The organism is Pseudoxanthomonas sp. X-1 (genome assembly GCF_020042665.1).
In the GTDB taxonomy this organism is placed as follows: domain Bacteria; phylum Pseudomonadota; class Gammaproteobacteria; order Xanthomonadales; family Xanthomonadaceae; genus Pseudoxanthomonas_A; species Pseudoxanthomonas_A spadix_A.
Map to the genome: position 1 here is coordinate 1,529,248 of NZ_CP083376.1, position 22,705 is coordinate 1,551,952.

Genomic DNA, 22,705 nt, shown 5'->3' on the forward strand with positions numbered 1-22,705 from the left:
GCTGACTTATCATCGGCGCCCGTGCGTGGCGTCCACGCGTTGCCCGTGTCGTGATCGTGTCCCTGAACTCCGTTTCGCGTGCCGCCCGGCGGCTGTGGCTGCTCAGTGCGCTGCTGGTCCTGGCCGCCGGCCAGGCGCTGGCGCAGGCGCCGGCCCCCGCGGCCCCCAGCGTCGATGAGGCGCTGCAGCAGATCGACGATGCGCTGAGCACGCTGCAGGATCAGTCCAAGGACGAGCAGGTGCCCGAGAACTTGCACGCCCTGGGCCTGCAGGTCGCCGACGCCCAGCGCCAGGCCGATGCCCAGGCCCTGGCGCTGCAGCCGCAGCTGGACGAGATCGACGAGCGGCTCAAGCAGCTGGGCGACCTGGCCCCCGGCACGCGCGAGGCCAGCGACATCGCCGCCGAGCGCAAGCAGCTGCAGGCCAGCCACGATCGCCTGGACGGGGCGATCAAGCGCGCCAAGCTGCTCTCGGTCGAGGCCCAGCAGCTGGGCGATGCCATCGAGAAGGCCCGCGCGCGCCAGCTGGGCGAGCAGCTGTTCGCCCGCGTCGCCTCGCCGCTCTCGCCGACCCTGTGGCGGCAGATGGCCCAGGCCTGGCCCGACGATCTGCAGCGCCTGCGTGCGGTCGGCCAGGACCTGACGCAGGCGGTGCGGCAGGGCGTGGCCACGCATGGCGCCGCGCCGCTGGCCACGGGCATCGCGATCGCGCTGCTGATCCTGCTGCCCGGGGCGCTGGCGCTGCGCTGGTTCGGCCAGCGCTACGTGATCCAGCGCACCCCGGGCGGGCGCCTGCGGCGCTCGGCGCTGGCGGTGTGGACGCTGGTGCTGGGCACGGCGCTGCCGACGGTCGCGGCCTGGGTGCTGATCGATACGCTGCGCGCGATCCAGGCCATTCCCGAGGATCTGGACGGCCTGGCCGATGCGGTGGTCCGGGTGACCTTCTTCTCCGCCTTCGTCGGCGCCACCAGCGCGGCGCTGCTGCTGCCGCGGCAGCCGTCCTGGCGCCTGCTGCCGTTCGACGACGACACCGCGGTCAAGCTGGGCCGCTACGCCTGGCTGACCTCGGTGGCGGTGTGGCTGAGCGGCATGCTGACCGCGCTCAACCGCGTGGCCCGCACCAATCCGGTCACCGGCGTCGGCGTGGACGGGGTGATCGCGCTGGTGTTCGTGGCGCTGGTGATCGCCATGCTGGTGAGCCTGCTGCGCATCCATCGCGGGCCGGTCGAGGCCGCGGTCGAAGGCGGCGAGACGGCCCCCCCGGCCGTGCCCCAGCGTCGTTCCGGCGTGGTGGTGCTGGTCTCGCTGCTGGCGCAGCTGGTGGTCGCCGCGGCCCTGGTCGGCGCGTTGCTGGGCTATGTCAACTTCGCCCGCGCCGCGACCCAGCAGATCATCTGGGCGGTGGTGGTGTGCGGCGCCGGCGGCCTGCTGATGATGTTCGCCGACGACCTGTCGCAGTGGCTGTTCAAGCCCGACAGCCGCTTCGGCAAGGCCGCCAGCGTGGGCCTGGGGCTGCGCTCGAGCCACATGGTCCAGGCCGCCGTGCTGACCGCGGCGGTGGCGCGGCTGTGGCTGGTACTGATGGTGATCGGCGCGCTGCTGGTGCCCTACGGCGCCAACTTCACCAGCATCACCGACTGGATCACGCAGGCGCGCAAGGCGTGGTCGGCCAGCGGGCTGCCGCTGCAGCCCTGGGACCTGCTGCGCGCCGTGCTGGTGGCCCTGATCGGCCTGGCGCTGGTCAAGGCCGCCCATCGCTGGCTGGTGCGCACCTACCTGCCGAGCACCGAGCTGGAGCTGAGCACGCGCGCCTCGGTGGGCGCGGTGATGCGCTACCTGGGCATCACCCTGGTCGCGCTGTGCGTGTTGGTGACCCTGGGCCTGGACATGACCAAGCTGGCGATCGTGGCCAGCGCGCTGTCGGTGGGCATCGGCTTTGGCCTGCAGGCGATCACCCAGAACTTCATCTCCGGCCTGATCCTGATGGCCGAGCGCCCGGTGAAGATCGGCGACTGGGTGCGCATCGGCGACGCCGAGGGCGACGTGCGCCGCATCAACGTGCGCTCCACCGAGATCCAGGTCTCCGACCGCTCCACCCTGATCGTGCCCAACTCGGACCTGATCACCAAGACCATCCGCAACATGACCATGGCCGGTCCGCTGGGGCGCGTGCAACTGCAGTTTTCGGTGCCGTTGGGCACCGACGTGGGCGCGGTGCGCGCCCTGCTGCTGGAGCTGTTCGCCGCGCACGAGCATGTGCTGGCCGAGCCGGCGCCGACGGTGTTCATCGACTCGATCGCCGGTGGCATGATCGCCATCAACAGCTTCGCCTACGTGTCCAGTCCGCGCGCGGCCTATGGCACGCGCAGCGATCTGTTCTTCCAACTGCTGCAGGCCCTGGCCGACGCGCGGATCGCGCTGTCCACACCGCAGGATGTACGGATTGTCGATGCGGCGCCGCAGGCGACCGGTCAGGAGCACGCGCCGGACTGAGCCAAGGCGCGGATGCCTGGGGAACGACGGTGTCCAGACGTTCCAGGCCAGGCCGCTCATGCGCGCAACCACCGCACACCGGCGGTGTAGGCTGCGGCGACACAGGAGCCCGTCAATGCACCCCATCCTCGCGCAGCTGCCGCCCGCGCAGCGCCAGGCGCTCGAGCAGGCCTACGCCACGCCGCCGCGCGCCTACCATTCCATCGACCACGTGCAGGAGGTGCTGCGCCAGGTGGATGTCGTCGCGCAGGGGCCGGGCTGGCGCCAGCCGCGCGAGGTGCAGCTGGCCGCGCTGTACCACGACGCGATCTACGTGGCCGGACGCGGCGACAACGAGGCACGTTCGGCGCAGCTGGCGCGGGCGCATCTGGCGCAGTGGCCGCAGCCGGGCGTGGACATGGTGCGCGTAGCCGACCTGATCGAACTCACCGCGCGCCATGGCGGCCTCTCGCCCGGCGATGTCGACGCCGAGGCGGCGCTGTTCCTGGACTGCGACATGGCGATCCTGGGCGCGGCGCCCGAGGTGTTCGACGCCTACGACCGCGGCATCGCCAGCGAGTATGCCGGCGTGGTGCCCGGCTTCATCTTCCGCCGCAAGCGCAGACAGTTCCTCAAGGACCTGCTGCAGCGCGAGCGCATCTACCTGAGCGAGTTCTTCCACGCGCGCCTGGACGCGGCCGCGCGCGCGAACCTGCGGCGCGCGACGCGCTGAGGAAGGCCTCGCCCCACACCTGGCGTCCCGCGCTTCGCTTCTCCTCTTGCGCAACAGGGGGGAGGGAGTGGGCTGGATCAGTCCCCCGGCGCGCTCAGGATCGCCGCGTCGAACGCCATCAACATCGTCATGTGCCCGCGTTCATCGGCGCAGCCCTCGCCACTGCACGATTTGCTGCACCGCACACGCGATCTGTCATGTTCACGACCCGTCCGCGTCACCGGTCTTGAACACTTGCCTGCGCATCATGCGCCCACGTTCCGCGACCGCCGGGGTTGAAGCCCCGCTTCCTTCCGGCCCTCGCGGACGACCAATGCGGTCGTCAGCCCCCGATGCGACGACCTTTCGCCCAGGCTGCCGCGCCCACGCCGGCGCGGTGGCCCGAGGCGAAACACGCGGTGAGCAGATAGCCACCGGTCGGGGCCTCCCAGTCCAGCATCTCGCCGGCGCAGAATGTGCCGGGCAGCGCCTGCAGCATCGCGCCGGCATCCAGCGCTTCCAGGCGCACGCCACCGGCGCTGCTGATCGCTTCGGCCACCGGCCGTGGACGCAGCAGCGTCAGCGGCAGGCGGTGGATCGCCTGCGCCAGTGCGGCGGCGTCTTGGCGGGCGGTGGCATCGACCGTTTCGAACACCAGCGCGGCCTTGGCGCCGTCGATGCCGGTGGCGCGGCGCAGATGCTCGCCGACCGAGCGGCCCTTGCGTGGCCGCGACAGTTCGGCGACCAGCCGCGGCAGGTCGCGGCCCGGGGCCAGATCCAGCTGCAGCGTGGCCTGTCCGTCGCGCGCGATCGCCTCGCGCAGCGCGGGGGCGATGGCATAGATCAGGCTGCCCTCGATGCCGGTCTCGGTGAGCACGCATTCGCCCTGCAGCGCATGCGCCGCACCCTGCGCATCGCGCCAGTGCGCGATCACCGGTTTGAGCGGCGCGCCGGCGTGCTGGCGCATGTGCGCGCTGAAGGCGATGTCGAAGCCGCAGTTGGCGGCCTTGAGCGGCACGACCTCCACGCCGCGCGCGGCCAGCCACGGCTGCCAGGCGCCGTCCGACCCCAGCTGCGGCCAGCTCGCCCCGCCCAGCGCCAGCACCGTGGCATCGGGCGTCAGGCGCAGCGGGCCATCGGGCGTCTCGAAACGCAGTGCGCCGCCGGCCTCCCAGCCGGTCCAGCGATGCTGGACGTGGAAGCGCACGCCCTGGTCCTTGAGCCGGCGCACCCAGGCGCGCAGCAGCGGCGCCGCCTTCAGGTCGCTGGGGAAGACACGCCCCGAACTGCCGACGAAGGTCTCCACGCCCAGCCCGCGCGCCCAGGCGCGCAGCGCCTCGGCATCGAAGTCGTCCAGCCAGGTGCCGACCTGCGCGGCGCGTTCGAAATAGCGGGCATCGAACCGCGGGCGCGGCTCGGAGTGGGTGAGGTTCATCCCGCCCTTGCCGGCGATCAGGAACTTGCGCCCGACCGAGCCCTTGGCCTCGTAGACATCCACCGCAAGGCCCGCCGCGCGCGCGGTCTGCGCCGCCATCAGGCCGGCCGGGCCGCCACCGATCACGGCCAGGGTGGGGGCAGGGGAGAGAGCATCGGACATCGCGCCATTATGAAGGCGCGCGCGCATGACCGATGGCAGGCCACGGCCCCGCGCGCGGCGGCTATCGTGCGAGGCTGTGTCTTTCCAACCGGGGAACTTCGATGCGCGTGATGCCGACCCTTGCCGGGGCGCTGTTGACTGCGGGCCTGCTGGGCGCCGCCTCTTCCGGGCAGGCGCTGTCCGTCGAGCCGCCGCCGCCGCAGCTGGTGGACTTCGACGCCTATGTCGACAAGACGCGCGAGACCTTCGATGTGCCCGGCATCGCGGTGGCCATCGTCAAGGACGGACAGGTGGTGCTCGAGCGCGGCTACGGCCTGCGCGAGTTGGGCAAGCCGGAGAGGGTCGACGCCAAAACCCTGTTCGCGATCGCATCCAACACCAAGGCCTTCACCTCCGCCTCCATCGCCATGCTCGCCGACGAGGGCAAGCTGAGCCTGGACGATCGCGTCATCGACCACCTGCCCTGGTTCCGCATGTCCGATCCCATGGTCACCCATGAACTGCGCATCCGCGACCTGCTCGCCCATCGCAGCGGCCTGTCGCTGGGCGCCGGCGACCTGCTGTACTGGCCGACCACGACGTACTCCAACCGGGAGGTCGCGCAGCGGCTCAAGGACGTGCCGATCAAGGGCGGCTTCCGCTACCAGTACGCCTACGACAACATCCTGTTCGGCGTGGCCCAGCTGGTGATCGAGCAGGCCTCGGGCATGCCGTACAAGCAGTTCCTGCAGCAGCGCTTCTTCAAGCCGCTGGGCATGGACGACACGGTCTACAACAGCGACGACCTCAAGCCCGGCGACGATGTGGCCACCGGGCATTCCAAGGAGGACTTCACCCGGCTGGTGCCGGCGCCGCGCATGACCTGGTCCAACGTCGGCGGCGCCGGCGGGATCTATTCCAGCGTGCACGACCTGTCCAAGTGGGCGATCGCCCAGCTCAACGGCGGGGTGATCTCGGGAGAGGGCGAAAACGCAAAGCGCCTGTTCAGCGCCAGGCGCCAGGCCGACATGTGGACCATGCTCACGCCCATCCCGGTGTCCGAGCCCTCGGTGCCGGAGCTCGCCGCGGTCAAGCCCAACTACTTCGGCTATGGCGAGGGCTGGATGCTCTCGGACTATCGCGGCCGCAAGCTGGTCTGGCACACCGGCGGCTGGCCCGGCATGGTCTCGCGCATCACGCTGGTGCCGCAGGAGAAGCTGGGCGTGATCGTGCTGACCAACCAGGAGGTCGGCGCCGCCTTCAACGCGGTCACGATGCGCGCGCTGGACGCCTACCTGGACGCGCCGAAGACCGACTGGAACTCGGCCTACGCCAAGGCCGTGGCCAAGTCGCACGGCGATGCCGACGAAAGCTGGGCCAAGCACCAGGCCGCGCGCGACGCCAGCTCCAGGCCCTCGCTGCCGCTGGCCCGCTACGCGCAGACCTATCGCGATGCCTGGTATGGCGACATCGTGATCGCGCAGGAGCAGGGCAAGCTGGTGATCCGCTTCAGCAAGACGCCGCAGCTGGTCGGCGAGCTCAGCCACTGGCAGCACGACACCTTCGTGGTGCGCTGGCGCGAGCGCTGGCTCAACGCCGATGCCTTCCTCACCTTCCAGCTGGATGCCGACGGCCAGATCACCAGTGCGAGCATGGCGCCGATCTCGCCGCTGACCGACTTCAGCTTCGACTTCCAGGACCTGGAACTGAAGCCGGTGAAGGCGAAGACGGCGCAGTGAGCCTGCGCCGCGTGAGGTGAGCGCCGCTCGGTCGGCCTGTTCGACCCGTTGGCGGCGATGAGGCTTTTCATGTGGGAGCCGCCATGGCGGCGAGGGGTCCTACCGGGAAAGCCTCATCGCCGCCAGGGCGGCGCCCACCGAGCGCCAAGCGCTACGGCGCCTTGACGTCCAGCAGCTCCACATCGAACACCAGCGAAGCACCCGGCGGGATCACCCCGCCGGCGCCTTCGTCGCCGTAGCCCAGCGCGGCCGGGATCATCAGCGTGCGCTTGCCGCCGACCTTCATCCCGGCCACGCCCTGGTCCCAGCCCTTGATGACCTGGCCGCCGCCGAGCGGGAAGGTGAAGGGCGTGCCGCGGTCGATGGAACTGTCGAACTTCGGCCCATGCTTGTCCGGCTTGGTGTCGTCGTAGATCCAGCCGGTGTAATGCACGCTGACGTTGTCGCCCGGCTTGGCCTGCGCGCCCTGGCCGACGACGACCTCATGCACCTGCAGCGTGGCGACGCTGCCGTGCAGTTCGACCGGCGGGCGCGGCGGCGTGCAGGCGGCCAGCGCCAGGGTCAGGGCCAAGGGGATCCAGCGGCGCATCGCGTGCTCCTGTGTGTGTGCAAGGCGCGCCACGGTAGCAGCCCGCTATCCTGTGCGCATGGCCAAGCTCCTGCTCAACCTGCGCAACGTGCCCGACGACGAAGCCGGCGAGGTGCGCGCGTGGCTGGGGCGCGAGGGCATCGCCTTCTACGAGACCGCGCCCAGCAGCTGGGGCATCAGCCACGGCGGCATCTGGCTGAAGGACGATGCCGACCTGCCGCGTGCCAGGACCCTGATGGCCGACTACCAGGCCGCGCGCGGCGAACGGGCCCGCGCGGCGCGCCAGCAGGCGCGGCAGGACGGCACCGCCGACACCTTCGCCCGCCAGCTGCGCGCGCGGCCGCTGTACGTGGCCGGCATGCTGCTGGCGATCGCCGCGATCCTGGCGCTGACCCTGGCGCTGCCGTGGTGGCTGCTGCGCTGAGCGCCGGTAAAATGGCCGGCATGATCCTCAACATCGCCGCCTACCACTTCGTCGCCATCGACGATCCGCAGGCCCTGGCGGATGCGCTGCTGGCGCGGGCGCAGGCCGCCGGCCTGCGCGGCACGCTGCTGGTCGCGCCGGAAGGGCTGAATGTGTTCCTGGCGGGGCAGGCGCCGGCGGTGCGCGACTTCGTCCAGGCGCTGCGCGCCGAGCCGGGCCTGGCGGACATCGTCATCAAGGAAAGCTGGAGCGAGGCGGTCCCCTTCGCCCGGCTCAAGGCCAAGGTCAAGCCGGAGATCATCACCTTCCGCCACCCCGGCAGCGAACCACTGGGCCGCGAGCGGGCCCCGGCGGTGACGCCGCAGGCGCTGGCGCGCTGGCTGGACCAGGGCCACGACGACGCCGGCAAGCCGGTGGTGCTGCTGGATACCCGCAACGAGGAGGAGGTCGGCCACGGCAGCTTCGCCGGCGCCCTGACCCTGCCGATCACCGATTTCACCCAGCTGCCCGAGGCCCTGGCACCGCATCGCGACGCGCTGGCCGACGCGACGGTGGTCAGCTTCTGCACCGGCGGCGTGCGCTGCGAGAAGGCTGCGCTGTGGATGCATGACACCGGCATGGCCAACGTGCTGCAGCTGGAGGGCGGCATCCTGGGCTACTTCGAGCAGGTCGGCGGGCGCCATTACCACGGCGCCTGCTTCGTGTTCGACGAGCGCGTGGCGCTGACGCCGGACCTGCGTCCGGTGCTGGACGGTCCCTCGCTCCGCTAGCTGGCCGGCGCGCGCAGCACCCGGTCGCGGCCCTCGCGCTTGGCCTGCAGCAGGGCGTGGTCGGCCCGGCGCATGGTGTCCTCCAGCCGGTCGGTGGTGCGCACCTGGCTGACGCCCGCGCTGAAGGTGATGCTGCGGCCGAACTCGATCCGCCGCACCGCCTCGCACAGGTTCTGGACCAGGCGCACGGCCTGCATCTCCGGCAGGCCGGGCATCAGCAGCACGAACTCCTCGCCGCCCAGGCGACCGGCGATGTCCTGGTGGCGCGCGCAGCGGCGCATTGCGTCGGCCACCAGCGCCAGCGCGCGGTCGCCGGCGTCGTGGCCCAGCTCGTCGTTGATGCGCTTGAAGTGGTCCAGGTCCAGGTAGGCCAGGGTCATCGGCCGGCGCGCATCGCGGGTCAGGGTGAACACCACCCGCGCGGCGCGGAACCAGCCCTCGCGGTTGAGCAGCCCGGTCAGCATGTCCATGTCCACGCGCAGTTCCAGCTTGCTGCGCAGTTCGAACAGCTCCAGGGCGATGTCCAGGCGCCGCCGGCGCAGCATCAGGCCGGCGATGATCCCCAGCGCCAGCAGGGCCAGGTCGGTGATCCAGCTGGCCAGCGGCGCGTGCGCCAGGGCCAGCATCGCCAGCGAGGGCAGCAGCAGGGCCGCGCCCATGCCGATGGCGTCGCGCGGGCGCAGGGTCAGCGGGATGGCGTGCATGGCCATCAGCAGCAGGACGACGTGGGCCAGGCCCAGGCCGTGCGGATCCAGGACGACGTGGCAGGCCAGCGCGCTGCTGGCGATCAGCACGCCCAACACCGCCAGGCCGGCGGCCACGTCCGAGCGCGGACCGTATCGTCGCACCACCCAGCCGATGGCCAGGATCAGCACCGCGGTGGCGCCGCGCACGGCCATCAGCTGCCAGGCGCCGGGTTGTCCGGTCAGGATGTCGTGCACGCCGCTGACGACGAACACCAGCGGTGTCGTCACGAACAGCACCTCGACATAGCGCCCGGATTCGCGCCGCTGCTGCTCGATGAGCGCGCCGCGCTGCTCCGGGGCCAGGTCATCGACCCGACCGTTGAACCAACCCATCCGTGACCAGCCCCCTGATTCCAGGGTGACAAGATACGCAAATTTAGCGTGGACGCGATGCCGCGGGACAGGGCGCTATGCTGGCGCGCCACGCCCCCCGGAAGCCTCCTGTTCATGATCACGGTCCATCACCTCAACAATTCCCGCTCCCAGCGCGTGCTGTGGCTGCTGGAGGAACTGGGCCTGGACTACACCGTGGTGCGCTACCAGCGCGACCCGCGCACCATGCTGGCGCCGCCGGAACTGAAGAAGATCCATCCGCTGGGCAAATCGCCCCTGGTCGAGGACGAGGGGCGGCTGCTGGCCGAGTCGGGCGCGATCATCGAGTACCTGGTCGAGCGCTACGACGTGGCCCGCGCCTTCGCGCCGACCCCGGGCAGCGACGCCCACTTGCGCTACCGCTACTGGCTGCACTACGCCGAAGGCTCGCTGATGCCGCCGCTGCTGGTCACCCTGGTGCTGGGCCGGATCCGCAGCGCGCCGATGCCGTTCTTCGCCAGGCCGATCGCCCGCGGCATCGCCGACAAGGTCATGGCCGGCTTCGCCCGGCCGCAGATCAAGCTGCACCTGGACTATCTGGAGGGCGAACTGGGTCGCCACGCCTGGTTCGCCGGCGAGGACTTCAGCGCCGCCGACGTGCAGATGAGCTTCCCGCTGGAGGCGGCGCAGGCGCGCTACGGCTTCGACGGGCATCCCCTGCTGGCGCGCTTCATCCAGCGCATCCACGCCCGGCCGGCCTACCAGCGCGCGCTGGAACAGGGCGGGCCCTACGACCTGCTGAGCTGAATACAGCATCGCGCGGGCGGGGGTGGAAGCGGGCCGGCCCGGCCCCATCTCCACAGGCATGAGCACCTCTTCCCCGATCATTCCCTATTCGGTCCTGGACCTGGCGCCGGTGTGCGAGGGCAGCACGCCGACCCAGGCCTTCGCCAACTCGCTGGACCTGGCCCGCCACGCCGAAGCGCTGGGCTATACCCGCTACTGGCTGGCCGAGCACCACAACATGCCCGGCATCGCCAGCGCCGCCACCGCGGTGCTGATCGGTTACGTCGCCGGCGGCACCTCGACCATCCGGGTCGGCTCGGGCGGGGTGATGCTGCCCAACCACGCCCCGCTGCAGGTGGCCGAACAGTTCGGCACGCTGGCCTCGCTGTACCCCGGGCGCATCGACCTGGGGCTGGGCCGCGCGCCCGGCACCGACCAGCCCACCGCGCGCGCGCTGCGCCGCTACTTCGACAGTGCCGACCAGTTCCCGGCCGATGTCACCGAGCTGCTGCGCTACTTCGCACCGGCCGAGCCCGGACAGCTGGTGCAGGCCGTGCCCGGCGCCGGCCTGGACGTACCGGTGTGGCTGCTGGGCTCGAGCCTGTTCAGCGCCACGCTGGCGGCGCAGCTGGGGTTGCCGTTCGCCTTCGCCTCGCATTTCGCGCCCGACGCGATGGATCAGGCGCTTGCGGTCTACCACCGCGAGTTCCGGCCCTCGCGCCATCTGCAGCAGCCCTACGCCGCCCTCGGCCTCAACGTCATCGCCGCCGACACCGACGAGGAGGCGCGGCGGCTGTTCACCACCGCCCAGCAGGCCTTCGTCAACCTGCGCCGCGGCCGGCCGGGCAAGATCCCGCCGCCGATCGACGATATCGAGGCCTACTGGCAGCCGCACGAGAAGGCCGGGGTCGAACGCGCGCTGGCCTGCAGCGTGGTGGGCTCGCCGGCGACCGTGCGCAAGGGCCTGGAAGCCTTCATCGACCGCCATCGCCCGGATGAGCTGATCATCGCCGCGAACATCTACGACCACGGCGCGCGCAAGCATTCGTATCGCCTGGCCGCGGAGGCGCTGGCGCCGGCGAAGGCCGCTTAGGGCGTGAGCAGAACGGGCTCGTTCCCACGAGCCCGTTCTGTCGCTTCCTGAGGGTGGATCTCCGCTCGGAGACGAGCCCCGCCGTCTCCAGGCACAGGGCCACGCACGCGCGCGAACAGACTCCGCAAGCGTCATTCCCGCGAAGGCGGGAAGCGCTTTTCGGAAGATGAATGCCTGGCCATCCTGCGGCTTTGGCACGGCAAGCAAAGTCCCTGGGTTCCCGCTGTCGCGGGAACGACGGGGGCAGGGTTTGCGGATACCCGAGCCGACGCCGAATCCCGCCGCCAGACGCCGCCGCGGTACCCTATCGGTCCCTCATCGTCCCGGGCCGGTGCCATGTCCATCACCTCCAAGCAGCGTCGCGATGCGCGCAAGCGCCGCGAGCAGCGGGCCCGTAACCAGGCGGTCGCCAGCGCGGGCGCGCCTTCGCCGATCGAACCGCATGCCGAGCTGCGCGACGACGACAAGCAGCTGCTGGCCGGCATCGTGCGCCGCGACGGGCAGTGGGTGCTGGGCATGGACGGGCGCATCGCCGGCGAGTCGGACAGCGCCGCGCACGTGCTGGCGCTGATCCTGCGCGCGGCCGAACTGCACGACCGCGCCGGCACCAACGTGCGTCTGGTCTATTCGGACGATCTCAAGCACGCCGCTCATGCCGAGGCCGCTGGCCAGGGTCTGAGCTTCGACCAGTTCCGCCAGCAGCTGGTGGCCGGCCTGCAGGGCGAACCGGAGACCCATTGAGCCGCGCGGGCATGCCGGCATCGCGCGTCGGCGTGCGGCCGCTGCTGCGCACCGATGCGGCCGCGCTGATCGCCGCGCACCGTGCCAGCACGGCGCTGCATCGTCCCTGGGTGTCGCCCTGCCTGGACCAGGCCGGGTTCGAGGCCTGGTTCGCCCGCACCCTGGCCGAGGACTACGTGAGCCTGATCGCGCGCGAACGCGCCAGCGGCGCCATCGTCGGGGTGTTCAACGCCAGCCAGATCAGCCGCGGCAACTTCCTCAGCGCCTACCTCGGTTACTACGCCTGCGTGCCGTGCGCGGGCCGCGGCCTGATGCGCGAAGCCTTGCCGCAGGTGATCGCGCATCTGTTCGACGACCTCGGCCTGCATCGCATCGAAGCCAACATCCAGCCCGACAACGCCGCCTCCATCGCGCTGGCGCGCGGCGCCGGCTTCCGCCTGGAAGGCTTCTCCCCGCGCTACCTGCGCGTCGATGGGGCCTGGCGCGACCACCAGCGCTGGGCGCTGCTGGCCGACGATCTCGACGGCTGACGCGTCAGCCGGCGCCGTCGGCCGCGCTCGCCGCCGGCACCTGCCAGCCGCAGCTGCGCCCCTCGTTCTGCTGCTTCAGCCAGGCCTGCAGCGGCTGGAAGTACTCCAGCATCGGGCCGGCGTCCATGGTCTCGCTGCCGGTCAGCGCCTTGAGCGTCTGCGGCCATGGCTGGCTGGCGCCCTGGCTCAGCATCGCCCAGAACTTCTGCCCGGCGACCTTGTTGCCGTAGAAGCTGCACTGGTTGAGCGGCCCGGTGTGGCCGGCGGCGTCGCACAGCGCCTTGTAGAACTGGAACTGCAGGATCGCCGCCATGAAGTAGCGCGTGTATGGCGTATTGGCCGGCACGTGGTACTTGGCGCCGGCGTCGAAGTAGTCCTCGCCGCGCGGCGTGGCCGGGGCCACGCCCTGGTACTGCGCCTTGAGCTGCCACCAGGCGCGGTTGTAGTGGTCCGGCTTGATCGAGCCGTCGAACACGCCCCAGCGCCAGCGGTCGATCATCAGCCCGAACGGCAGGAAGGCCACCTTGCTCAGCGCCATGCGCATCTGCGCGTTGACCAGCGCCGGCTCGTCCTGCGTGGCCTCGCGCACCAGGCCGATCGAGGCCAGATAGCGTGGCGTCATCGCCAGCACGATGGTGTCGCCGATGGCCTCGTGGAAGCCGTCGTTGGCGCCGGCCTGGAACACCGGCGGCTGCCGGTTGTAGGCCAGGTCGTAATACAGGTGGCCCAGCTCGTGGTAGAGCGTGGTGAAGCTGTCCTCGTCGGGCCGGATGCACATCTTGGTGCGCACGTCGCCGGCCATGTCCATGTCCCAGGCGCTGGCGTGGCAGACCACGTCGCGGTCGCGCGGCTTGATGAACTGCGCCCGGGTCCAGTAGCTCTCCGGCAGCGGCGGCATGCCCAGCGAGGTGTAGAAGTCCTGCGCGCGCCGGGCCATGTCCCTGGCGCTGGCCAGGTCCGCGTCGCGGCGCAGGTCGCCCAGGCGAGCGATCGCCGCGTCATAGGCGCTGCGGCTCAGGCGCTCGCGCTCGTCGGCGTCCGGCGCGTGGCCCAGGGCGCGCAGCTGCGCGCCGTAGGCGGCATCGCGCGCGGATTCGAACGGGTCGCCGGTGTCCAGGCCGGCATCGGCCAGCGTGCGCTCGTACTGGGCATCGTTGCGCGCCTGCAGCGCGCCGGTGATGTCCAGCGCGCCGGCCTCGGGGTAGGGCTGCAGCAGGTCCCACAGGTTGCTCCAGTCCTGCTGCCACATGTTGCCCAGCAGATGCGCCGGCAGCAGGCCGCCTTCGACCTGGCCGCGCATGCCGTAGCGCGCCTCCAGCCGGGTGCGCGCATAGCAGTGCAGCTGCTGGTACAGCGGCTTGACCTGGTTCCACAGGCGATCGGTCTGCGCGGCGATCTCGCCCGGGGCCATGTCGTAGCCGCTGCGCCATTGCTCGCCGGCGTCGGCGAAGCCGATGTCGCGCGCGCCTTCGTTGATCAGTTCGACGAACTGCCCATAGCGCGCCCGCATCGGCGTGGCCGCGTCGTGCCAGCCGCTCCAGGCCTGCAGCTGGGCGTCGTAGTCGCGGCTGTGGGCCAGCACCTGTTCCAGCTCGCCCAGGCTGCGGCAGCTGCGCGCCGGGCCTTCGCCGGTGCAGACCTTGGCGGCGCCGTACATGCCTTCCAGCTCGGTCGACAGTTGGGTCAGGCGCGCCAGCTTGGCCGGATCCTGCGGCGCGGGCATGGCGCTCATCAGCTTGAGCAGGTGGATCGCGCGCGCGTCGGCCGGCGCCATCTGCTGGCCCTCGAAGCGTCGCGACTGTGCGATCCACGCGTTGAGCTGGGTCAGCGCGCGCTCGTTGGCCTTGGCGGCGACGCGCTGGCTGTCCGGCGTGATGTAGGTCGAGGACAGCCACTGCGCTGCGGCCACCTCGGGCGCGCTGTCGCGCAGGCCGGCGTTGACGCGCGCGACGAAGGCCTGCGCGGTCTCGCCCTCTGGTGCGGTGTGCACGCCGTCGCCCGAGGGCTGGTCGGACCCGCAGCCGGACAGGGCCAGCAGCGACACGGCGCCCAGGGCGAACACGAGGTGGCGTGGCGGCACGGAGCGGTTCCTTTGCTTCAGGCGGTGAGCCCGCAGGCTAGAGAAGCCGGCCAGGCGCCGCAAGCGCGGCTCATGCCGCGGCGGCGGGCGTGCCCGGCTCGGGCAGCGCGGCGCGGATGCGCGCGCGCAGGCGCTCGGCGCGGCGGCGGATCTTGCGCCGGCCCAGCGCGCCGACCCAGCGCGAGAACGGCACGATCTCCTTGCCGGCCACCACCGACTTGGCGTCCACGCAGACCAGGCGCACGCCATCCCCGTCGGGCAGCACCAGCAGGTTGCCGGCGTTGAGGTCGAACAGCGGGATGCGGTGGCGCAGCAGCCACTGCTCGAACACGCTCACCGCCGCGCACAGCGTGGCGGCCGGATAGCGCGGCGTCTCGAACAGCAGCGCGTACAGGCTGGGCGCGTCGCCGCCCTCGGGCAGGGTCACCCGCTGGCAGCACAGGGCCTGGCCATAGACGGTGCGGAACATGCCCAGCACCGTGGCCAGGTGCGGCGCCAGCGCCTCGGCCGGGATGCGCGCGGACAGCTGCAGCCAGGCACGCAGTTCGGCGTGGTTCTCGTCACGCGAGGGTCTGCGCTCGGCGCGCCAGCGCGCCAGCCGCTGGCGCAGGCCCACGCGCGTGCGCTGCGCGCGCGGCAGCATGAATTTCAGGCATTGGCGCGTGTCGCGCCGGTCGATCACGCAGACGCGGTTGGCGCCGCGGCCGATCACGATCATGTGGTTCCAGGCCTCACCGGGCCTGGGAGCGGTGGTGTTCATGCGCGTCCCCAAACGCGAAGCGGATCGAAGCCGAAGCCGCGGCGGATCAGTGCGGCAGGCCGCGATCGGCCAGCCAGCGGCGCGCGTCCTCGGCGTCGTGCCGCATCCAGTCGGCGGTGGAGCCCATGCGGAACGAGTAGCCCCAGGCGTCCATGTCGGCCATCAGCCGCGCGCGGCCCACGCCGGGCAGTTCATCGGCCAGCACCACCTGCAGGTAGCAGGTGGCGTCTTCCTCGATGTCCGAATCGGTGGCATCGGTGTGCACCCGCGCGCGCGCCTCGGGCGTGAGCACGATCAGGTGGCAGGCCTCGTGCAGCAGCGAGTGCACCGGGGTGTCGTTGCGCACGTAGACGTTGTGCGCGATCACCCCGGCTTCCGGATCGCCCCAGAAGCTGCCGGGGATCGGCACCCCGTCGGGCACCCGGTGCAGCACCAGGTCGAAGCGCGCCAGCAGCGCGGCCAGCGTCGCGAACGGCAGCTCGCGCACGCGCAGCACCGTGGCCATGGCCGCCTCGCTGCCGGGCGGCGGGGCGGAATCGGAAAAGGCGAGGGCGTTCTGCGGGGACGACATGCGGGGCGATGCTTGCGCGGGGCGCGGGCGTGGGGCCCGCGCCGGGTTGGATCAGGCCTTGCCTTCCGGCAGGGCCACCGAGATGTCCAGCACGTCGTGGTCGCCTTCCTTGAGCAGGTCGACCTTGACCGCGTCGGCGTCGATGTTGACGTACTTCTTGATCACTTCCAGCAACTCGCGCTGCAGCAGCGGCAGATAGTCCGGCCCGCCGCGCTGGGTGCGCTCCTGGGCGATGATGATCTGCAGACGGTTCTTGGCCGTCTCGGCGGTGTTCTTCTTGGCCTTGAGGAAATCGAACATGCCCATGCTCAACCTCCGAACAGTTTGCTGAAGAAGCCCTTCTTCTCCGTTGTGGTGAAGCGCATCGGGCGGTCCTCGCCCAGCAGGCGCGCCACCGCATCGTCGTAGGCCTGGCCGGCCGGCGATTCCAGATCGAGGATCACCGGTTCGCCCTTGTTGGAGGCGTTGAGCACATCGCCCGACTCGGGGATCACGCCGATGGTCTTCAGGCCGAGGACTTCCTCCACGTCCTTGATCGAGAGCATCTCGCCGGTCTCCACGCGCGCCGGGTTGTAGCGCGTCAGCAGCAGGTTGGGCTTGAGCGTGCCGCCCTGTTCGGCCTTGCGGGTCTTGGAATCCAGCAGGCCCAGGATGCGATCGGAGTCGCGCACCGAGGACACTTCCGGGTTGACCACCACGATCGCCTTGTCGGCGTAGTACATCGCCAGGAACGCGCCCTTCTCGATGCCGGCCGGCGAGTCGCAGACGATGAAGTCGAAGCCGTCGGCGTCCAGGTCCTTGAGCACCTTCTCCACGCCTTCGGTGGTCAGCGCGTCCTTGTCGCGGGTCTGCGAGGCGGCCAGCACGTACAGCGTGTCGAAGCGCTTGTCCTTGATCAGCGCCTGCTTGAGCGAGGCCTCGCCCTGGGTGACGTTGATGAAGTCGTACACCACGCGGCGCTCGCAGCCCATGATCAGGTCCAGGTTGCGCAGGCCCACGTCGAAGTCGATGACGGCGACCTTCTTGCCGCGCCGGGCCAGGCCGACGGCCAGGCTGGCGCTGGTGGTGGTCTTGCCTACGCCGCCCTTGCCGGACGTGACGACGATGATCTCAGCCAATGGTGTTCTCCTGGGAATGTGAAGTGCGGTGGAGCGTTGCCATGTTGCGGGAATGGCCCGGCGAGGGGCCATCGTTGCCGTGCTAGCTCTGCGCGGCGATGTTCAGCTGTCCGTCTTCCAGCCACACCTGCACGGGCTTGCCGTGCAGCGCGCGCGGGACATCGTCCAGCACCTTGTAGTGGCCGGCCACGGCGACCAGTTCGGCGTGGAAGGCGCTGCAGAAGATGCGCGCGTCCTCGTTGCCCTGGGCCCCGGCCAGCGCGCGTCCGCGCAGCGGGCCGTAGATGTGGATCGAGCCGTCGGCGATGACCTCCGCGCCGGCGCCGACCGAAGTCAGCACGGTCAGGTCGCGCTGCTCGGCGTAGATCTGCTGGCCCGAGCGCACCGCGGTCTTGAGCACCATGCCCGGCTGCGCGGCGGCCTTGGGCTTGGGCGGCTCGGGCGCGGGCGGCGGCGGAGGCGGGGGAGCGGGGGCGGCCTGGACCGGCTCGTACTGGGCGCGGAACTTGGCCAGCAGCGGCAGGCCGAGCTGTTCGGCCAGCGCCTCGATCTCGGCCGTGCCGTAGGCCAGGGCCACCGGCAGCACGCCGGCGCCGGTCAGGCCGTCGACCAGGGCGCGGGCGGTGGTCGGGTCGGGGGCCTGGATCAGGCCGCCGAAATCCAGGATCACCGCGGCGCGGCCGAACAGCTTGGGCGCGCGGTCCACGCGCTCGCGCATCTCGCGCACCAGCGCGGGCACGTCCAGCGTGCGCACGCGCAGGTTGGCGATGCCGACCTGGCCGATCTTCAGTTCGCCGGCCTGCTCGTAGTTGGGGGTGGTGGGGGATGGGCTGCTCATGCGTTGTTGGTCCCCTGCGCGCCGACGGGCGTGAAGGCGCGGGTGCGCGTCCACGGGGTCTCCGGCAGCTTGCCGCCATAGGTCTCCAGCACCCAGGGGTAGCTGCACAGCTCTTTCATCAGCATGCTGGCGCGGACCTTGACGCCGGCCATGACGTGCTGGCCGACCTCGCGGAAGCCGAAGCTGCCATGGAACAGCAGCGCCGAGTCGGCGCCGTGGTCCAGGAAGACCTCGCAGGCCAGCTGCGGGTAGCGCAGCTCGGCGTAGCTCTGCACGTCGGCATAGAAGGCCCGCCCCACGCCGCCGCCGCGGCGGCGGCTGGCCACCACGATGCGGTCGATGTAGAAGAACGCCGGATAGCGCTCCTGGAACCAGCGGTAGTTGCTGCTGTCGTGCTGCTGGCCGGCGCCGAAACCGACCAGGAAGCCGGCCAGGTTGCCATCGCGCTCGGCCACGCGGAAGTATTCGGCGTGCTCGTAGAACTCGCGCACACGGGCGCTGTCCAGCGGCAGGATCGCCAGACCAGCGTTGTTGTTCAGGGCCAGGACGGAATCCAGCTCGCGCTCGCGCACGTCGCGGATGACGATGGACATCGGGCTTCAACTCCGGGGGAATACTGCGCCCGACACCGCCGGGGCGGCCCGATTATCGCATGGGTCGCTCGCCGCTGCGGCGGGTCACCGACGCCGGGGCATGACTTCAGGCCGGGTCGCCGTCCGCGGCGGGCCCGTAAGATGCCGCCATGCTCGGACGAATCGCCCACACCCGCCTGTTGCGTGCCGCCGGGCTCTACACCTGGGCGCTGGTGGGCATCCCCATCGTGCTCAACGCCTGGTTCCTGCCGCCCTCGCGCGGGGCCGAGGGCGCCAGCCTGAACGTGCCGATGTCGCTGCTGGCCTACCTGGCCTTCGGCCTGTGCTACTGGCTGGCGACCCGCGCCCTGCACGAACGCCCGCCGCAGCATCACAGCCTGTCCAGCGTGCTGCTCCTGCTGGTGATGATCTCCTCGGCCGTGGCCGTGGGCTTCTACACCCGCACCGGCCTGGGGGCGCTGCTGCTGGCGGTGGTGGCCGGGGTGCTGCCGTGGATGCTGGAGCTGCGCTGGGCGGTGCTGTGGCTGATGTTCGCCCACGTGCCGCTGGTGCCCTCGTTCATGGCCCTGGACGACTTCAATTTCTGGGAGTCGGTGTTCCAGTCGTCCTTCTATGTGGGGTTCGCGGCCTTCGTACTGGTCACCGCCTACGTGGCCCGGCAGCAGGCCCAGGCGCGCGAGGAGCAGCGCCGGCTCAACGCCGAGCTGCGCGCCACCCGCGTGCTGCTGACCGAGAGCGCGCGCGTCAACGAACGCACCCGCATCTCGCGCGAGCTGCACGACCTGCTCGGCCACCACCTCACCGCGCTGAGCCTCAACCTGGAAGTGGCCAGCCATATCACCGAGGGCCGCGCGCAGGAGCACGTGCGCCAGGCCCACACCCTGGCGCGGCTGCTGCTCAACGACGTGCGCGAGGCGGTCAGCCAGCTGCGCGAGTCCGGTTCGATCGACCTGGCCGCCACCTTGCGCCCCCTGGCCGAGCACGTGCCCTCGCTGCACATCCACCTGGACCTGCACGAACCGCTGACCCTGGAGGATCCCGAGCGCGCCCACGTGCTGCTGCGCTGCGCGCAGGAGATCATCACCAACGCCGTGCGCCACGCCGGCGCGCGCAACCTGTGGATCGGCTGCCGGCGCGAGGGCGCCGAGCTGGTGATGAACGCGCGCGACGACGGCCGCGGCGCGGCCGAGCTGATCGGCGGCAACGGCCTGCGCGGCATGCGCGAGCGCCTGCGCCAGTATGGTGGCCAGCTGCAGCTGGACACCGCGCCGGGCGAGGGCTTCCGCCTGGCCCTGCGCCTGCCGGCGGCCAGCGACGATCCGCTGCTGCCCGGCCCGCTGGCGCCGGCATCGGCGCCCCTGATTTCTTCCGGAGAACTTCCATGATCCGCGTCTGCCTGGTCGACGACCAGAACCTGGTCCGCCAGGGCATCCGCTCGCTGCTGGCCCTGGACGATGGCATCGAAGTCGTGGGCGAGGCCGCCGACGGCCGCCAGGCCGTCGAACTGATCCCGCAGATCCGGCCCGACGTCGTGCTGATGGACATGCGCATGCCGGTGATGTCCGGGCTGGAGGCGCTGCAGGCGCTGGCCCGCGCCGGACAGCTGCCGCCGTCGATCATCCTGACCACCTTCGACGACGATCAGCTGGTGCTGGCCGGGCTCAAGGCCGGCGCCAAGGGCTATCTGCTCAAGGACGTCTCGCTGGAGCAGCTGGTCGGCGCCATCCGCACGGTGGCCGACGGCGGCTCGCTGGTGCAGCCGGCGGTGACCCAGCGCCTGCTCTCGGGCCTGGAGCACATGCGCAACGAGTTCGTCAGCCTGGACCGCCCGGACCCGCTGACCGACCGCGAGACCGAGATCCTGCGCCTGATGGCCTCGGGCTTCTCCAACAAGGAGATCGCCAACTCGCTGGGCGTGGCCGAGGGCACGATCAAGAACCACGTCTCCAACATCCTGTCCAAGCTCGGCGTGCGCGACCGCACCCGCGCGGTGCTCAAGGCCTTCGAGCTGCAGCTGGTCTGAGGCCGAGGCGGCAGCGGCGGGGCGTTCCGCAGCGCCGTGGACGCCGCGCTGCCGTCATTCCCGCGAACGCGGGAATCCAGGGGCACCCGCGCGGGCAGGCCAGGCGTCGCTGGATTACAGATTCGTGGGGGAAGACGGCGTCTTGTTAGCCATTCTGTCCAGCTTCGCGACACGAACGCCCATCCGGTCAACGCCACGGCCGTTCGCCTGAAGGCGACGCATCGCCAAGTGCTTGGGGCTCGGAAATGCGCGCGAGCCGATGCCAGGCCCAGTGGGAGCCGTCGCGGTGGCCGATGAGGCTTGCGCGATGAAGCTCCCCGCTGCCATGGCCGCTCCCACATGGAGCGGTCTTCCACCGCGCGACGACGGGAACAGCCGCTCTGCGGCAACGCTCCCACTCCAGCTGGTATGGCCTTGGTCTGTTAAGAGATCGTTCGCGTCGCAGAAGGCAATGATTCCGGTGCATTTTCCGGCTGACCGTCTCGATCCAAGCCTGCTACGATTCGGGACTGACTTGTTCCTTAACCCCATGGCCTGTCACCGGCCCCGGAGACCGCTGAATGACCCGTTTGCTCGAGTTCTTGATCGCCCTGGCGCTGGTGTTGGCGCTGTTCCTGGTCATCGGCGTGGTCCTGCCGTCGCATCGGCACCTCGAAGGAAGCGTGGAAAGCAACCGCAAGATGACCATCGTCTACGACACGGTGAACAACGTGCGGCGCCTCAAGGACTGGAGCCTGATGCTGCCGGGTGACCCGGCCCACCTGAAGTATTCCGGCGGCGCCGACGGCAACATCGGCAAGGGCGCCAAGGTCGAGTTCACCTCGGACGTGGCCAGCGCCTGGAAGAGCGGCAGCTGGGAGATCACCGACAGCCAGGCTCCGCCGGCAGGCGGCGGTCCGGCCAAGGTGACCTATGCGATCGTCGACCAGACCCCGGGCGGCAACAAGACCTCGCAGATCGCGCTGACGCCGACCGGCCGCAACAACCGCAACGTGCGCATCACCCAGTCCTATGACGTGGACTACGGCTGGAACCTCTACGGCCGCTTCCTGGGCATGTACATCAAGAGCCAGATCGGCGATTCGCTCGATGCGGGCCTGGCCAAGCTGTCCTCCAACCTGGCCACCATCCCCAACTTCGACTACCGCGTGGAAGGCTCCAAGCTGACCGATCTGAAGATCTCCGACGTGCCGGCCGAGAACCTGCTGGTGGTCAATGCCGGCAGCATCGAGCGCAGCAACGACGCGATCAAGAAGTCGATCCTGGCCAACCAGGAGTGGATCAAGCGGGTGATGGATTCCAACGATCTGGAGGCCGCCGGCCCGTTCCGCATCGTCACCACCGAGCTGGCGACCCAGACCTACACCTTCGACGTGGTCCAGCCGGTCCGCAAGAAGGGTGGCGCGGCCAAGACCGACGACGCCAAGACCGACGATGCCGCCGCCGCGGCGACGCCGGCCCCGGCGGGCGACGCGGCGCAGCTGCAGGTCAAGACCGCCGGCACCCCGGTGACCTACGTGCACACCGATGCGCACCAGGCCGCCACCGCCAAGTACACCGGCTACATGTCCGAGCTGGACGCCGCCCGCAACGGCCTGCGTGCCTGGGCGCTGACCAACGGCCATGCCATGACCGACCGTCCGTACGAGGCCTGGAACAGCGGCGTGGACAAGTCGTTCACCGACGAGAGCTCCACCTACGACATCTACTGGGCGATCAAGTACTGATCGCCGGCGCCTGACGGGCGCCTGTTTCGATGTCCGCGCGCCGCGCCTTCGCATCCCGGAGGCGCGGCGTTTTCATTTGCGGCCGGCGTGGCCGCGCCTTCGAGAGGGCTGCCGCATGATCCTGCTCCGTTCACCCGTTCCCTCGCCGCTGGCGGCCATCGGCGCGGTGCTGTGCGCGCTGGCCATCGGGCTGGCCGCCTATGCCGCGCATGGCGTGGCCGATGCCAGGGCGCAGGCGGCGCTGCAGAGCGCCTGCCTCTACGGGTTCGGCCATGGCATCGCGCTGACGGCGCTGGCGCCGCGCGCCCGCCGCGCCCTGGGACGGTGGGCGCTGCGCCTGCTGCTGGTCGGCACCCTGCTGTTCTCCGGCAGCATCGCCGCGCATCACCTTGCCGGGATCAGCAGCGGGCTGGCGCCGGCGGGCGGGGTGGCGATGATGCTGGCCTGGCTGCTGTGGGCGGTGGACGTGCTGCGGCGCTGAGGCGCCCGCCCGGCCGGCGCGCGCC

General features: G+C 70.8%; 23 protein-coding genes. 13 read left to right on the plus strand and 10 right to left on the minus strand.

Translation table 11 applies throughout. From position 1 onward, the window contains the following. Nucleotides 1-56: 56 nt before the first annotated feature. Nucleotides 57-2,492, plus strand: coding sequence for a DUF3772 domain-containing protein (locus LAJ50_RS06690; RefSeq protein WP_138652836.1), 2,436 nt, complete (start codon nucleotides 57-59; stop codon nucleotides 2,490-2,492). 115 nt (nucleotides 2,493-2,607) lie between these two features. Next, the gene (locus LAJ50_RS06695) at nucleotides 2,608-3,204 is read left to right on the plus strand and encodes a hypothetical protein (protein WP_138652834.1); all 597 of its coding nucleotides are present in this window, start codon (nucleotides 2,608-2,610) and stop codon (nucleotides 3,202-3,204) included. Nucleotides 3,205-3,526: 322 nt separating this feature from the next. Here LAJ50_RS06695 and LAJ50_RS06700 read toward each other — a convergent pair whose 3' ends face one another. Beyond that, a complete protein-coding gene (locus LAJ50_RS06700; RefSeq protein WP_138652832.1) occupies nucleotides 3,527-4,780 on the minus strand; it encodes a TIGR03862 family flavoprotein in 1,254 nt (417 codons plus the stop codon). A gap of 110 nt (nucleotides 4,781-4,890) precedes the next feature. Here LAJ50_RS06700 and LAJ50_RS06705 point away from each other — a divergent pair, with 110 nt between their 5' ends. Next, complete coding sequence (locus LAJ50_RS06705) at nucleotides 4,891-6,498, plus strand: serine hydrolase (protein ID WP_138652830.1); 1,608 nt, start codon at nucleotides 4,891-4,893, stop codon at nucleotides 6,496-6,498. Between the two features lie 151 nt (nucleotides 6,499-6,649). Here the strand turns inward: LAJ50_RS06705 and LAJ50_RS06710 are convergent, their stop codons facing one another. Then, nucleotides 6,650-7,087 carry an FKBP-type peptidyl-prolyl cis-trans isomerase gene (locus tag LAJ50_RS06710; protein ID WP_130551726.1) on the minus strand — a complete coding sequence of 146 codons (438 nt, stop codon included), beginning with the start codon at nucleotides 7,085-7,087 and terminating at the stop codon, nucleotides 6,650-6,652. Nucleotides 7,088-7,145: 58 nt separating this feature from the next. On the opposite strand from LAJ50_RS06710, the gene LAJ50_RS06715 reads away from it, so the two are divergent. Together LAJ50_RS06715 and LAJ50_RS06720 are read left to right on the plus strand one after the other, a co-directional pair. Further along, complete coding sequence (locus LAJ50_RS06715) at nucleotides 7,146-7,511, plus strand: DUF6164 family protein (RefSeq protein ID WP_138652828.1); 366 nt, start codon at nucleotides 7,146-7,148, stop codon at nucleotides 7,509-7,511. A gap of 20 nt (nucleotides 7,512-7,531) precedes the next feature. Continuing rightward, on the plus strand, nucleotides 7,532-8,281 hold the full coding sequence (locus tag LAJ50_RS06720; RefSeq protein WP_138652826.1) for a sulfurtransferase: 750 nt from the start codon (nucleotides 7,532-7,534) through the stop codon (nucleotides 8,279-8,281). On the opposite strand, the gene LAJ50_RS06725 is transcribed toward LAJ50_RS06720, so the two are convergent. Next, the gene (locus LAJ50_RS06725; protein WP_130551729.1) at nucleotides 8,278-9,360 is read right to left on the minus strand and encodes a diguanylate cyclase; all 1,083 of its coding nucleotides are present in this window, start codon (nucleotides 9,358-9,360) and stop codon (nucleotides 8,278-8,280) included. The two genes, LAJ50_RS06720 and LAJ50_RS06725, sit on opposite strands and share 4 nt — an antisense overlap. A gap of 114 nt (nucleotides 9,361-9,474) precedes the next feature. Between LAJ50_RS06725 and LAJ50_RS06730 the strand changes: the two genes are divergently transcribed. The 4 genes from LAJ50_RS06730 (at nucleotide 9,475) to LAJ50_RS06745 (ending at nucleotide 12,489) form a co-directional block, all read left to right on the plus strand. Then, a complete protein-coding gene (locus LAJ50_RS06730; RefSeq protein WP_138652824.1) occupies nucleotides 9,475-10,146 on the plus strand; it encodes a glutathione S-transferase in 672 nt (223 codons plus the stop codon). Nucleotides 10,147-10,222: 76 nt separating this feature from the next. Next, nucleotides 10,223-11,218, plus strand: a complete 996-nt coding sequence (locus LAJ50_RS06735) for an LLM class flavin-dependent oxidoreductase (RefSeq protein ID WP_130551913.1) — start codon at nucleotides 10,223-10,225, stop codon at nucleotides 11,216-11,218. A 336-nt stretch (nucleotides 11,219-11,554) separates the two neighbouring features. After that, entirely contained in the window at nucleotides 11,555-11,959 is a 405-nt protein-coding gene (locus tag LAJ50_RS06740) for a hypothetical protein (RefSeq protein ID WP_130551731.1), read from the plus strand. A gap of 11 nt (nucleotides 11,960-11,970) precedes the next feature. After that, nucleotides 11,971-12,489 (plus strand): GNAT family protein, encoded by a 519-nt coding sequence (locus LAJ50_RS06745; protein WP_130551732.1) that lies wholly within the window; start codon nucleotides 11,971-11,973, stop codon nucleotides 12,487-12,489. 4 nt (nucleotides 12,490-12,493) lie between these two features. Here the strand turns inward: LAJ50_RS06745 and LAJ50_RS06750 are convergent, their stop codons facing one another. The 7 genes from LAJ50_RS06750 to LAJ50_RS06780 form a co-directional block, all read right to left on the minus strand. Continuing rightward, nucleotides 12,494-14,569, minus strand: coding sequence for a M2 family metallopeptidase (locus LAJ50_RS06750; protein ID WP_138652822.1), 2,076 nt, complete (start codon nucleotides 14,567-14,569; stop codon nucleotides 12,494-12,496). Between the two features lie 70 nt (nucleotides 14,570-14,639). Then, nucleotides 14,640-15,329 (minus strand): YrbL family protein, encoded by a 690-nt coding sequence (locus tag LAJ50_RS06755; protein ID WP_138652820.1) that lies wholly within the window; start codon nucleotides 15,327-15,329, stop codon nucleotides 14,640-14,642. 46 nt (nucleotides 15,330-15,375) lie between these two features. Next, nucleotides 15,376-15,834 carry a hypothetical protein gene (locus LAJ50_RS06760; protein WP_165424158.1) on the minus strand — a complete coding sequence of 153 codons (459 nt, stop codon included), beginning with the start codon at nucleotides 15,832-15,834 and terminating at the stop codon, nucleotides 15,376-15,378. A 117-nt stretch (nucleotides 15,835-15,951) separates the two neighbouring features. After that, a complete protein-coding gene (minE, locus tag LAJ50_RS06765) occupies nucleotides 15,952-16,206 on the minus strand; it encodes a cell division topological specificity factor MinE (protein ID WP_130517500.1) in 255 nt (84 codons plus the stop codon). Nucleotides 16,207-16,208: 2 nt separating this feature from the next. Then, the gene (gene minD, locus LAJ50_RS06770; protein ID WP_130551736.1) at nucleotides 16,209-17,018 is read right to left on the minus strand and encodes a septum site-determining protein MinD; all 810 of its coding nucleotides are present in this window, start codon (nucleotides 17,016-17,018) and stop codon (nucleotides 16,209-16,211) included. Nucleotides 17,019-17,100: 82 nt separating this feature from the next. Further along, entirely contained in the window at nucleotides 17,101-17,856 is a 756-nt protein-coding gene (minC, locus tag LAJ50_RS06775) for a septum site-determining protein MinC (RefSeq protein ID WP_130551737.1), read from the minus strand. Beyond that, nucleotides 17,853-18,449, minus strand: a complete 597-nt coding sequence (locus LAJ50_RS06780) for a GNAT family N-acetyltransferase (protein ID WP_130551738.1) — start codon at nucleotides 18,447-18,449, stop codon at nucleotides 17,853-17,855. The genes minC and LAJ50_RS06780 overlap by 4 nt, the downstream gene beginning before the upstream one ends. A gap of 149 nt (nucleotides 18,450-18,598) precedes the next feature. Here LAJ50_RS06780 and LAJ50_RS06785 point away from each other — a divergent pair, with 149 nt between their 5' ends. The 4 genes from LAJ50_RS06785 to LAJ50_RS06800 all read left to right on the plus strand — a co-directional run bounded on the left by LAJ50_RS06785 (nucleotide 18,599) and on the right by LAJ50_RS06800 (nucleotide 22,680). After that, complete coding sequence (locus tag LAJ50_RS06785) at nucleotides 18,599-19,834, plus strand: sensor histidine kinase (RefSeq protein WP_130551739.1); 1,236 nt, start codon at nucleotides 18,599-18,601, stop codon at nucleotides 19,832-19,834. Next, nucleotides 19,831-20,472: a response regulator transcription factor gene (locus LAJ50_RS06790; RefSeq protein ID WP_130551740.1), complete on the plus strand. Its 642-nt coding sequence runs from the start codon at nucleotides 19,831-19,833 to the stop codon at nucleotides 20,470-20,472. The genes LAJ50_RS06785 and LAJ50_RS06790 overlap by 4 nt, the downstream gene beginning before the upstream one ends. Before the next feature lie 560 nt (nucleotides 20,473-21,032). Further along, entirely contained in the window at nucleotides 21,033-22,199 is a 1,167-nt protein-coding gene (locus tag LAJ50_RS06795) for a polyketide cyclase (RefSeq protein WP_138652818.1), read from the plus strand. 115 nt (nucleotides 22,200-22,314) lie between these two features. Next, nucleotides 22,315-22,680: a DUF423 domain-containing protein gene (locus LAJ50_RS06800; protein ID WP_130551742.1), complete on the plus strand. Its 366-nt coding sequence runs from the start codon at nucleotides 22,315-22,317 to the stop codon at nucleotides 22,678-22,680. Nucleotides 22,681-22,705 lie beyond the last annotated feature (25 nt).